This window comes from Rhizobium sp. WSM1274 (assembly GCF_025200775.1).
Classification (GTDB): domain Bacteria; phylum Pseudomonadota; class Alphaproteobacteria; order Rhizobiales; family Rhizobiaceae; genus Rhizobium; species Rhizobium leguminosarum_I.
The window spans coordinates 4,446,970-4,458,703 of record NZ_CP104138.1 but is presented as its reverse complement, the minus strand read 5'-3'; the positions used below and the strand labels follow the sequence as shown (position 1 = coordinate 4,458,703).

The following is an 11,734-nucleotide window of genomic DNA, read 5'->3' as shown; positions in this document are numbered from 1 at the left end:
CAAAGATTATCGTGAATTTTGCGAGCTATAACATACAGTACGGCTTCGGTCTCGACGGCAGGTACGATCTGGCGCGGATTGCCCGGAGCCTCGAGGGAGCCGACGTCATCGCGCTGCAGGAGGTGACCCGCGGCTTCTCCCGCAACGGTTTTGCCGAGATGGTGGCCGATGTTGCGGCCTTCTTTCCCGACTATTTCTGGGTGTATGGGCCAGCCTGCGACATGCATGTCGAAGCTGGTGAAGACGGGCTGCAGCCGGTGCGCGGCACGCGTTTTCAGTTCGGCAACATGGTGCTGTCGCGCTGGCCGATCGTCTCGACCCGAACGCTGCTTCTGCCGCGCAGCCGGACGATCGGCAAGATCAACCCGCAGCGCGGCGCAACCGAGGCGGTAATCGACGCACCTGGCGGTGCGATCCGCGTCTACTGCGTGCATCTCGACCATGTATCCGCCGACGAGCGCATCCGCCAATTGGAATTCTTGAACACGCATATCAATGCTTTCGTCCAGGAGGGTGGGTCGCTGACCGGGGCTGGCGAATTCGATCTGCCGGAGCCGCCGCTGCCGGAGGATTACCTGATCATGGGCGATTTCAATATGGAGCCGGAATCGCCGGAATATTGCGCGCTCGCCGGTGCTGGCGGCGGATATTATGGCCGTGTGGCGAGGATCGGCACGCCGGTCGACGCCTTTGCGGCGCTGAAGGCTTACTCTCCGGGGAGCTACAGCTGGATGGATCCCGAAGATCACGGCAAACGCATGCATCTCGATTACTGCTTCGTCAGTTGCGGCCTGCAGAGCCGATTGAAATCCGCCCGGATCGATACGCAATCCGTCGGTTCCGATCATTTCCCCGTATGGGTCGAGATCGGCGATTGATGGAATTGATGGAGACGCCGCCGGTGCGGCGACGTCTCGGGTTTAATCACGCCATCTTTCGCGGCGGCTGCAGCATACCCGGCTGCAGCACGGTTTCGATGTGCGACACCATGGTGTTGCGGGCGAAACAATAGATTTCGCCGCAACCCGTCATGCGGAAACCGAGCTTCTCCTGCAGTCGCAGCGAAGCCGGGTTGTCGGCGAAAACGCCGGAATGAACCGGCGTCTCCGGCATGCGGCGCGAGAAGCGCTCGATGATGGCCGCCACCGCCTCGCTCATATAGCCGCGCCGCCAGTAGTAGCGGTTCAGCCAGTAGCCGAGGTGCCACCGACCGTGGCGCAGCTCGATCGAGACGTTGCCGATATGGACATCGTCCTTATCGGTGATCGCCAACGGCCAGTCGGGCAGGGTGCCCGAGGTGACCGGGATCAGCCAGTCCAGCGCATCCTGCCGGTCGAACGGCGCGGGTACGCGGGACAGCATGCGCGTGACCGCGAAATCGGAGAGCGATTCCGCGATCGCAGGCGCATCGCTCAGCCTGTGGGGGCGAAGCGTCAGCCGGGCGGTCGAGATGACAGGCGCGGAGCCGGGCATCATCGGCTTGACCTCCGGCCTTTGCAGCGCAGTCGTGCTCATGCGATGTTCCCCCAGCTTCGGAGGGACATCCAGGTCTTGCGGTCGAGCCTGTACCATTCGACCGGCACGTTGCTGCCGAGCGCCAGCGAGGCTGCGAGCCCCGAACCCTGGAACTGGAAGCCGCACTTCTGGATGACGCGGCGCGAGGCGACGTTCATGACCCGGCAACGGGCGTCGATCTGATCGACGTCCTGACGGGTCCTGAACACCATATCGACCAGGGCATGGCATGCCTCGGTGGTATAACCCTTGTTCCAATAGGGCTCGCCCAGCCAATAGCCGATCTCGACGGTTCTGCCGTCCGCATGCGGCTCGACGCCGCAGCAGCCGATAAAGGCGCCGTTTTCGGCCTTGGTGATCGCATAGACGCACTTGCCAATATCGCCATTTTTCGTGCGACGCACGAAGTCGGCAGCATCATCGGCGGTATAAGGGTGCGGCATACGCGATACCATGGTGGCGACTTTGGCGTTGTTGGCGAGATGGGCAAGGGCGTCGATGTCTTCTTCGTGGGGCGCGCGCATGACGAGCCTTTCCGATAACAAGACAGGGCAATCGGTCCTTAACCGTTCCGGCCTCAGCCGTTCTTCGGAAGACCGCTGGTCTTCCCGGGGAGACCGTGATTGGTCTGCCCTTAACAATTCGCCTTGCATGGTTCAGTCCTCCTTGAGGGGTAAAGAAAAAGGGGAGATGGCGCCCCATCTCCCCTGTTTTCTAGACTGAACCTGATACGGCCAGCCGGGTCGATGAGACGCCGGCTGTTTTTGAGCGCTACCGGCTTATTCCGCTGCTTCCGCTTTCGGCATGACAGACACGTAGACGCGACCGTTGGCCTTGGTTCGGTAGTTCACATTGCCGGCGGTAAGCGCAAAAATCGTGTGATCCTTGCCGAGGCCGACGTTGGAACCCGGATGCCATTCAGTACCGCGCTGACGCACGATGATGTTGCCTGCGATGACGGCTTCGCCGCCGAACTTCTTCACGCCAAGGCGCTTGGACTGAGAATCGCGACCGTTGCGCGATGAACCGCCAGCTTTTTTGTGTGCCATTGGAGTTCTCCTTTAAACCTTGTCCCGTTGATCTTACTTGGCAGCCACGATGTCCGTGATACGGACGACCGTGTGATGCTGACGATGGCCGCGCGAACGCTTCGAATTCTGACGACGGCGCTTCTTGAAGGCGATGACCTTCTTGCCGCGGTTCTGTTCGACGACTTCTGCCTTGACAGAGGCGCCGGTTACGAAGGGCGCACCGATCGCAGCGTCGGCGCCTTCGCCGATCACGAGCACTTCGGTGAATTCAATGGAATCGCCAGCGGTGGCTTCCAGCTTTTCGATGGTCAGCACGTCGTTGGCTGCCACACGGTACTGCTTACCGCCGGTCTTGATGACTGCGAACATTTTTTGTCCTTTCATGTTCGTTCCAGCGCTCCCCGCTCATCCAGCAGGTGGCTGTCTTTTTATCAGTCGAAGTTAAGCAGGGATTTCAGAGGTCTAATCCTCGAACTCTTCCTGCCGGTGAAGCCCCGCGCAAGCGCGGGACAAGCTAGGCGCGGATTTCTCCAAACCTATTGCGCAGCCGAGATAGCCGAGGGACAAAAAGCTGTCAAGGCAAAAGGATGGAATGGTTCGACTTTTCGGCTTGCCAGCCCGTCATTTGCCCGTTATGAGAACGCCCGCGCCGAACAAGCGCCGACCAGACCGCGGAGAGGTGGCAGAGTGGTCGAATGCACCGCACTCGAAATGCGGCATACCTGCAAGGGTATCGTGGGTTCAAATCCCACCCTCTCCGCCATCAAACATAATTGTCATACGATGGAGCACGTGCGGTTTTAAGTGCGTCACATCTGATTGCACGACCACATCTGCGGCGCGGCTGAAGCAACCTGTCCCCTTGAGGTCGACGCAGGTGGTTACGGTCCGTTGACGATCCGATACACAGAAGCATTGCCCTCAACTCCGTGGAGCGAGGAGCCAAACTCCACAACATGGTGGTCGGCCAGGAGATGAATGACACCTGGCGCCGTATAGAGCGCTTCCGAGATACAAATCTCGCCCGCATCCGCCAGAGATTGCACGCGTGCGGCAACATTTACGGTCTGACCAAAATAGTCGAGATTATCGTTTAGTGTGACAGCAATCGATGGGCCGCAGTGTGCTCCGATTTTGAGGATGATGCCCGGCTCACCATGTTCGAGATTGAAGCGCTCGATTTCCTTCAAGATCTGCAATGCCGCCGAAACCGCGTCGGTTGGACGAGAGAAGACGGCCATTACCGCGTCGCCGATCGTCTTGACGATGGCGCCGGAATGTTGCTGTGCCGTCAATTCGAGAAGAGCAAAATGCTCCCTCACCAAGGCGTAGGCGTTCAGGTCGCCCAGGCGCTCATACAGAGCCGTCGAACCTTTTAGGTCTGTGAAGAGGAAAGTCACCTGGCGAATGCCGAGCCCTTCCCGCTCGTCGACGCGCTCGGATCGGAACAGGCGCCTGAAGGTCTGCCTTGCCAGCAACATCCCGCCGGAGATATACGGCTCGAATTCGAGCTGCGGCTTGATTGTCAGGGCTGCCACCTCGGGCGGCCAGTTTATCAAAAGCAGCGAGCCGCGAACGGGTCCGGTATTTTCCACCTCGATAATACAAGGACCCGGCGGTAAAACGGGGAGGGCCGGGGAAAAGCGTTGCCCATCATACCTGACCCGCAGCAGCGTCGGCGCCGTGGCCGGTTCGCCTGATATCGGCGTCATGAAGGCGGCTTGCGTTTGGACATTCACGCCGGAGAGAACTCCAGGACCCAACTCCGCCCGGAGTGTGACGCTCGAGCTCGGCGGCAGATAGGTGAGGCCGCGGACCAGTCCGCGTAGGTAGTCGAGAAACCGAGCTTGCTGGCCGGGCAGCCTCCCGTCATTGGCGAAGCGAAGCTTCCAGTGGAAGTCTTCGACCGAGAGCGAGTCGGGATCGTGAAACGGCAGCCGCCGAAGCTGCGGTGATACGGAGAACGTAACTTCGATGAAGTCATCAAGGTCGGTCTCGCCCGATACGTCGCACAAGCCACAGACATAATGGGTCTTGAGCGTGCGCAAGGCGCCAAAGCTGTCGAGCACCATTCCAGATTGGGGACAAAGCACATCCCACGTCATCTCGAACAAGCCGCATCGGGCGGCATGGAGGAACAGGTCAATGGATTCCGTGTCAGTTATCGCGCGGTCACGTGCAAACGCCAGCGGATTGACACGATAAAGGGAGAGGTCGTTGCCGTCCCTGATCAGCGCTTCGAACTTAGAGATCACCCGTGGGCTCCAGGATCGAGCCTGCTCGATCTGGATCATCTTGCTTTCGAGAAGCCGATCGTCGACGCCAGTCATGGTCAACTTGTCCGCAGGCGTTACGAGCGTAATTTCGGTGCGCCACCGGGACCGAGTTCCCAATGAGCTATACGCTCGAACCTTCACCCGCCGCCGTAGATTACCGGCCTCGATCCTACCGAATGAACCCTGCTGACACAAGGTTGTGAGCGGAGCGAGCTTTTGCGAATACGCTAACTCGTTGCACGGTCCAGCGTCAGCTCCCCAGCGCCTTCTTCACCCAGACGCCAACCTCGTCGCCGCTACTCATGTCGGCTTGCACCAGCCCGTTGATCATGAAGGTCGGCGAGACGTGGATGCCGTTCTGCCGGGCATATTTGCAGTGCCATTTGATCTCCCGGTCGAGATCCGGGATGGCGAAGGCCTCTTTCAGCTTGACGCCGCTGTAGCCTTCCAGGCGCTCGATGATCTGGTTCGGCGTCGCATCCATGTTCGGGCCGCCGGCATGACGCTCGAATTCGAATTCCTCGCGATGGGCGGCGATGGCAGCCATCACCTTCTTTGAAGTTTCCTTGCCACCTTCCAGCGTCGAGGCTGCGATGATGCAGCGGACGAGGACGCCCGAATACATATGCCAAGGCTGCGACTGCAGGCGGATCTTCACGGTGATCTTGTCTTCGCCGGCCTGGCCGAGCAGTTCGTCGAGCTTGTTGAACGCTCTGACCGAATAGGGGCAAGTCGGTTCCAGAAAGGCTTCGAAGATGCGGGGTCCGTTGCCCCAAGTGAGCGGATCTGCATGCCAGGAAGTGGTCGTCATGGAATTCCTTTCTGAGGGTAAAGCATCCGCAGCGACTTAGGTCACCTGGCTCCAGAAGCCATGCCTCTTGCCGTGCCGACGTTTGAGTTCTGCGACATAGACGTCATGGGATCTTGTATTGCCGAAGTCATCGATATGAAGCGCAAGCGATGCGCAGTCCGCAAGATGCCTCGCCGCGTACTTATAGCGGCTGGACCGGCCGCTATCGAGCGTGAAATCGATCATGGAGCGCAAGACGATGGTTGCCGCGAGCGGATGTTTCTCCGCCAGAACTTCGGCCGCCGGCGCCATCAGCTCATAGCGATCGCCGTCCAGTTCCGCCTTCCGCCTCAGCACGAGTTTTGCTGTCTCTGCCGGTGCCGGCCAATTCAGAAAAAATGCAAGCGCCTGGTGGACGTCCGGGAAAGCCTGGGCATGGGCGAATGCTTTCTCCTCCGCCTCCAGATCGTCGAAATCCGGCAGTCGCTTGAGGAAGGCGCGGAGATGCTGGTCATGCAGCGACTGCTCGAAGCATGTCCATCGATAGGTCTGCGCCTCCTCGCGCCGCCCCAGGACTTCGAGCGTCTCGACGCGTGCGAGCTGCCATTCGAATGGCATGCCGGCCTGGCCTGTCGCATCGACCTTATTCAACGCCGCAAGCGCTTCTTTCGCCCGGCCCGCCGAGACCAGACGATTGGCGATGCCGGCCGCAGTCATCGGCATCTTGCGCATTTTCTCAGGGTGCTGGGCGATGTAGGCATCGACATCGCCCTCAGCGTCGGCAATTTCCTGCAAGGCTATGCGCACCATCAGATCCCGCTGAGTGCCGTAGATTTCATCTTCGTAAAGCGGGCCTCCGCTGCTCCAGCCGATGATCTCGCGCTTATCCCTGGCCGGCTTGTCCTTCGGCTCCTTGGACCATTGGACGAAGAGGGTTTTCAAGCGATCGAGACCATCCTTGCCGAGAGCTGGCGCCATCGCCGCAATCAGCTTGTCGTATTGGCCGTAGCCATCGTCTTGCACGGCTTTGAACACCTTGTCAGCCAGGACATTGGAGGCGATCTTGGCGGACGCGGCGATTGCGGCAGCATCCTCGCAAGCCTGATGAAAACTTTCGATGAGAGAACTGCTGCTGTCGCTGGATCTTTCAAAGATCGGATTCGCCAGTGCGAGGAATTGCCACATCAGTTCGAAAGCCTCCTGGGGATCATCGGCGGCAACGGTCTCTGCAATGGTCTTGCGCTGGGTTTCCAGATCGCTCTTCAGCGCCTTCACTTTGTGCCAGTTGATGACAGTGCGGGCGCGGGCAATGCTGGAAAGCCGCTTTCGCACTTCACGCGCCACCTCGGCGCTGCCGTGATTGCCGGCAAGTTCCATTCGAAGCCGTCGCTTGTGGGCAGCACTGCCCGTGCTGATCTCGATCAGCAGCTCGGCAAGGCGCTGGGCACCAAGGGATTCGAGATTCTTCGCATTGAGTGTGGTCTTGGCTGCCATCGGTCATCGCTGTCGTTTCTGTGGATGACCCTATCCTGGAGATGGTACGAGGCCAAGGTCCGGGAATGTGTGCCCTGAATAATCCTTCGGCACCTCGGATTAGCTAAAAACTAACGCTGCCTCGTAACGACTCCTAAAGCCGGTTTTGGCACCTTGTTGCCTGTCGAATATTGCTTCCAAATTTTCCGCTGGGGTTGGTCATGAGTCATAATAGAGACGCCTGGGTCAGCCAGCGCGCTTATTCACTATGGGAATTGGAAGGCAGGCCGGATGGGCGCGGGGAAAGCCATTGGGCACAGGCGCTGAGGGAGTTCGAACAGCTGGAGCTGACGAGGGCTTCGCCTGATGGAAACGATCTCATCGAGAAACTGAAGGCAGCCGGGCGGCTGATGCGGATCTATGACAGGGCCGCCCCCGGCGTCGAGAACGACCGGCAGATCAAAGCGGCTCGGTAGACCGTATTGCCAATTCCTGAGCTGCCGACATATTCAAGCGCATTCCAGGCGGACCACCGGCCTTGCGGGCAGGCGTCTTGCCACTTCAACGAAACCGGCATCCAGAAACATCGAGAGCGTTCCCGGATAAAGCTCGGCTCCGTTCGAAGCACGGGCAGCCTGGTCGACGGGGTAGGCTTCAAGACATTCGGCGCCGTTTGCCCGCGCAAATTCGACCGCATGTTTCAGCAATAATCGCGATAATCCCTGCCGCCGGAACGGCTTGCGGACGATGAAGCAATTGATCGACCAGACCTGCCTGTCATCGACCGGCGCAAAGGGTTTTGAGCGGCGCAGCCGATCGAACACGACGCGCGGCGCGACGCCGCACCATCCGGCCGGCTCATTGTCGTGATAACCGAGAATGCCGGGCGGGCGCGGCTCGGCGACCATGCTTCGGAACCAGTTGCGATTTCCTTGGCCCCATCCTGCCTTGTAGTCGGCATTCGGACGATACCAGTAGGCGCAGCGACAATTCCGGCCGTCGGCGCAATCGTCGAAGACCGCTTCTATATCGGCCAGGCGGTCGGCGGTGGCGGGGAAGAAAGACAAGCGATCCTGCATCCGGGCAAATTATGGCGCGGGCGGACGATCGGCAAGCGGTCGACCGCGCCGGCCGATCACGCGCGGCTGCCCTCCATCTTGAATTTAGCCGCCGCCGTCGCCTGACTGTCGCCGCCGGTCGGCATTCGCCGACGTGCGGCTCGTCCCGACGCTATTGGCGTGCGGCCCAACTCAGGCCCCGCCGCAGGATGAGGGGCATGTAGGGATGGTCGAATTCGGCTGCGACATGGCCGAGGGCGGAATAGAAGATGCGGCCGGCGCCGAAATGGCGCTTGAAGACGACGGGCATCACCACATTGCGGGCTGCCGGATCGTAGGCGCCGGTGAAGGTGGTGGTCGCAAGGATTTCGACTGTGGGATCATAGTGGAGGTAATATTGCTCCGAACGATAGTCGAAGTCCGGAATGCCCTCCATGACGGGGTCGTCCTGGCGGGTGACGGCGACGCGGAAGTCGATGATGTTGCCGGGATGGGCGACCCAGGTGACGCCGGAGACATAGCGGAAAGGCGCGCTTTCCTTGAAGGACGTGGCGAGCGCGCCGTGATGGCCGGCAAGCCCGAGCCCGCCGCGCACGGCTTCGACGAGGCCAGCGGCATGCTCCTTCTCAAGCTTTTCGCCGGTGATGATCGGCACCAGCAGATCGGCTTTCGCCAGCGTCGGCGATCCGAACAGGCCGAGATCGCCGGTCACCTCGACGGTAAAATCGTCCTCGCGCAGCAGATCGGCGACGATATGAGCGCATTGCTCCGGCTCATGGCCTTGCCAGCCGCCCCAAACGATCAATGCCTTCCTCATTCGCGCTCTCCCTGCCTGATGGCTGCAGACCGTTGATCATCACATGGTGGTGGGAAGCCCATTAGATCGGGCGACCGTGCAAATCACGCGAATAATTCAAGACTATTTGCTGATCCGGCACAAACCGCACGAATGGGGCGACTTCGGCATTTGACGTATTGTCCATTGACGCCGATTGCAGTTCTTTCTTTTTATTGACGTGTATCTCGTCTAGGTTTCTTCCATCTCTCACTGAATAATAAGGGTGGTGCATGGCAGGTGAAACGGTTCTTGTCGTCGGCGGTGCCGGCTATATCGGCTCGCATACGTGCCTCGACCTGGCGAACAAGGGCTATAAGCCTGTCGTCTTTGATAATTTTTCGAACGGCCATCGCGAGTTCGTCAGATGGGGGCCGGCCGAAGAGGGCGATATTCGCGATCGCGCCCGCCTGGACGAGGTGCTGGCCAAACACAAGCCGGCGGCGATCCTGCATTTCGCGGCGCTGATCGAGGTCGGCGAATCGGTCAAGGATCCGGTTTCCTTCTACGAGAACAATGTGATCGGCACTTTGACGCTGCTTTCGGCGGCACAGGCGGCCGGCATCAACGCCTTCGTCTTCTCCTCTACCTGCGCGACCTACGGCCTGCCGCAGAGCGTGCCGCTCGACGAGACGCATCGGCAGGTGCCAATCAATCCCTACGGGCGGACGAAATATATCGTCGAACAGGCGCTCGCCGACTACGATCAGTACAGAAGCCTGCGCTCGGTGGTGCTGCGCTATTTCAATGCGGCCGGCGCCGATTTCGAGGGCCGTATCGGCGAATGGCACCAGCCGGAAACGCATGCGATACCCCTGGCGATCGACGCGGCGCTCGGCCGCCGCCAGGGTTTCAAGGTGTTCGGCAGCGATTACGAGACCCGCGACGGCACCTGCGTGCGCGACTATATCCATGTGCTCGATCTCGCCGATGCGCATGTGCGCGCCGTCGAATATCTGCTGAAGGGTGGCGATTCCGTCGCGCTCAACCTCGGCACCGGCACCGGCACGACAGTCAAGGAATTGCTCGGCGCCATCGAGGACGTGTCGAACCGGCCTTTCCCGGTCGAATATATCGGCCGGCGTGAAGGCGATTCGCATACGCTCGTCGCCAATAACGACAAGGCGCGTGATGTGCTCGGCTGGGTGCCGCAGTATGATCTGTCTGAGATCATCCGCTCCGCCTGGGACTGGCATGCAAAATCCAACCAGCATTGAGCCAACCGGCATTAAGAAAGCGCGCCGGCCGAACATCCTGCTGATCACGGCGGACCAGTGGCGCGGCGATTGCCTTTCGGCTGTCGGTCATGCCTGCGTAAGGACGCCTGGTGTCGATGCGCTGGCGCGCGAAGGCACGCTCTTCCGGCGGCACTATGCGGGGGCAGCACCCTGCTCACCGGCGCGGGCCACGCTCTATACCGGTCTCTATCAGATGAACCACCGCGTCTGCCGCAACGGTTCGCCGCTCGATGCCCGCTTCGACAATCTGGCGCTGGCGGCCCGGCGGGCGGGATACGACCCGACGCTGTTCGGCTACACGGATACGGCGCCCGATCCGCGCGCGATGGATACCGCCGATCCGCATCTGACGAGTTATGAAGGCGTTCTGCCGGGCTTTACCGCCCGCCAGCTTCTGCCCGAGCATGAAAGACAATGGCTCTCCTGGCTCAGGTCTCGCGGCCACGCGGATGCCGTGAGCCGCGATATCCACATTCCGGTCGGTGCTGGAGCCGGAGACATTTCCGATGCGTCACCGGCCTATTCGCGCGATGAGACCCAGACGGCTTTTCTGGCCGGCGAGTTCATCCGCTGGATGGGCGAACAGGACAGGCCGTGGTTTGCGCATGTCTCTTTCTTACGTCCGCATCCGCCATTCTCCGTGCCGGAGCCGTTCAACCGAATGTTCATGCCGGGCGAGGGACCGGCTTTTGCGCGCGCGGCAAACCGCGAAGCGGAACAGAACAGTCATCCCTATCTCGCCTATGCCATGCCACGCTCCGACAAGGGCAACTTCATTCACGGTGCAACGGGGCCGCTCAGCGGCTGGAACGCCGAGGATTTTGCCGCGATCCGGGCGATCTATTACGGCATGATATCGGAGGTCGATGCACAGCTCGGCCGCATCTGGCAGGCCCTCAAGGATGCGGGCGCCTGGGACGATACGCTTGTTGTCTTCACCTCCGATCACGCCGAGATGGCGGGCGATCACTGGATGCTCGGCAAGGGCGGCTTCTTCGACGGCAGCTACCATATTCCGCTTGTCATTCGCGATCCCGCAAGCAGTGCTGCGGGCGGGGTCATCGAGAAATTCACCAGCGCTGCGGATATCTTTCCGACCCTTTGCCAAAGGCTCGGCATCGACGCGAAGAACGGGCTCGATGGCCGATCGCTCATGCCGTTTGTCAGGGGTGGGAGCGGAGACGGCTGGCGGGATGCGGCATTTTGGGAATTCGATTTCCGCGACATTGCGCATGGCGAGGCCGAGCAGCATTTTCGGCTGCGGTCCAACGAATGCAATCTCGCGGTGATTCGCGACGCGCGGTTCAAATATGTGCATTTTACCGCATTGCCGCCGCTGCTCTTCAATCTTGCCGACGATCCGATGGAACTCAACAATGTCGCGGCGGATCCGGCTTATGCGGCGATACGGCTCGATTATGCCGAGAAGCTGCTGTCGCTCCGAGCACGCCATCTCGATCAGACGCTCGCCTATACCGAGCTGACGGAAAGAGGGCCGGTGACGCACCGGCCCTGATA

13 protein-coding genes and 1 tRNA gene are annotated in these 11,734 nt (G+C 60.3%); 5 read left to right on the top strand and 9 right to left on the bottom strand.

Going from position 1 to position 11,734, the window contains the following annotated elements; all coding sequences use genetic code 11:
- The first annotated feature begins 11 nt into the window (after window positions 1–11).
- The gene (locus N2600_RS22015; protein WP_260297388.1) at window positions 12–878 is read left to right on the top strand and encodes an endonuclease/exonuclease/phosphatase family protein; all 867 of its coding nucleotides are present in this window, start codon (window positions 12–14) and stop codon (window positions 876–878) included.
- Between the two features lie 46 nt (window positions 879–924).
- On the opposite strand, the gene N2600_RS22010 is transcribed toward N2600_RS22015, so the two are convergent.
- The 4 genes from N2600_RS22010 to rplU all read right to left on the bottom strand — a co-directional run bounded on the left by N2600_RS22010 (window position 925) and on the right by rplU (window position 2,915).
- Entirely contained in the window at window positions 925–1,515 is a 591-nt protein-coding gene (locus N2600_RS22010; protein WP_260297386.1) for a GNAT family N-acetyltransferase, read from the bottom strand.
- Window positions 1,512–2,168, bottom strand: a complete 657-nt coding sequence (locus N2600_RS22005; protein WP_017966066.1) for a GNAT family N-acetyltransferase — start codon at window positions 2,166–2,168, stop codon at window positions 1,512–1,514. The genes N2600_RS22010 and N2600_RS22005 overlap by 4 nt, the downstream gene beginning before the upstream one ends.
- A gap of 126 nt (window positions 2,169–2,294) precedes the next feature.
- Window positions 2,295–2,564 (bottom strand): 50S ribosomal protein L27, encoded by a 270-nt coding sequence (rpmA, locus tag N2600_RS22000; protein ID WP_003543909.1) that lies wholly within the window; start codon window positions 2,562–2,564, stop codon window positions 2,295–2,297.
- 33 nt (window positions 2,565–2,597) lie between these two features.
- A complete protein-coding gene (rplU, locus tag N2600_RS21995) occupies window positions 2,598–2,915 on the bottom strand; it encodes a 50S ribosomal protein L21 (RefSeq protein ID WP_003543907.1) in 318 nt (105 codons plus the stop codon).
- Window positions 2,916–3,219: 304 nt separating this feature from the next.
- Here rplU and N2600_RS21990 point away from each other — a divergent pair.
- Window positions 3,220–3,309, top strand: a tRNA-Ser gene (locus N2600_RS21990).
- A gap of 118 nt (window positions 3,310–3,427) precedes the next feature.
- Here N2600_RS21990 and N2600_RS21985 read toward each other — a convergent pair.
- The 3 genes from N2600_RS21985 to N2600_RS21975 form a co-directional block, all read right to left on the bottom strand.
- Entirely contained in the window at window positions 3,428–4,876 is a 1,449-nt protein-coding gene (locus N2600_RS21985) for an adenylate/guanylate cyclase domain-containing protein (RefSeq protein ID WP_260297385.1), read from the bottom strand.
- Between the two features lie 196 nt (window positions 4,877–5,072).
- On the bottom strand, window positions 5,073–5,633 hold the full coding sequence (locus N2600_RS21980; RefSeq protein ID WP_260297384.1) for a DsbA family protein: 561 nt from the start codon (window positions 5,631–5,633) through the stop codon (window positions 5,073–5,075).
- 36 nt (window positions 5,634–5,669) lie between these two features.
- A complete protein-coding gene (locus N2600_RS21975) occupies window positions 5,670–7,106 on the bottom strand; it encodes a DUF6880 family protein (RefSeq protein ID WP_260297383.1) in 1,437 nt (478 codons plus the stop codon).
- 200 nt (window positions 7,107–7,306) lie between these two features.
- Between N2600_RS21975 and N2600_RS21970 the strand changes: the two genes are divergently transcribed.
- Window positions 7,307–7,561, top strand: coding sequence for a DUF2934 domain-containing protein (locus N2600_RS21970; RefSeq protein WP_260297382.1), 255 nt, complete (start codon window positions 7,307–7,309; stop codon window positions 7,559–7,561).
- Window positions 7,562–7,594: 33 nt separating this feature from the next.
- Here N2600_RS21970 and N2600_RS21965 read toward each other — a convergent pair whose 3' ends face one another.
- Both N2600_RS21965 and N2600_RS21960 read right to left on the bottom strand, forming a co-directional pair.
- Complete coding sequence (locus N2600_RS21965; RefSeq protein WP_260297381.1) at window positions 7,595–8,164, bottom strand: GNAT family N-acetyltransferase; 570 nt, start codon at window positions 8,162–8,164, stop codon at window positions 7,595–7,597.
- Window positions 8,165–8,315: 151 nt separating this feature from the next.
- Window positions 8,316–8,960, bottom strand: coding sequence for a ThuA domain-containing protein (locus tag N2600_RS21960; protein ID WP_260297380.1), 645 nt, complete (start codon window positions 8,958–8,960; stop codon window positions 8,316–8,318).
- A 251-nt stretch (window positions 8,961–9,211) separates the two neighbouring features.
- On the opposite strand from N2600_RS21960, the gene galE reads away from it, so the two are divergent.
- Window positions 9,212–10,195 carry a UDP-glucose 4-epimerase GalE gene (gene galE, locus N2600_RS21955; RefSeq protein WP_162115011.1) on the top strand — a complete coding sequence of 328 codons (984 nt, stop codon included), beginning with the start codon at window positions 9,212–9,214 and terminating at the stop codon, window positions 10,193–10,195.
- Entirely contained in the window at window positions 10,173–11,732 is a 1,560-nt protein-coding gene (locus tag N2600_RS21950; protein WP_260297379.1) for an alkaline phosphatase family protein, read from the top strand. The genes galE and N2600_RS21950 overlap by 23 nt, the downstream gene beginning before the upstream one ends.
- The last annotated feature ends 2 nt before the right edge of the window (window positions 11,733–11,734 follow it).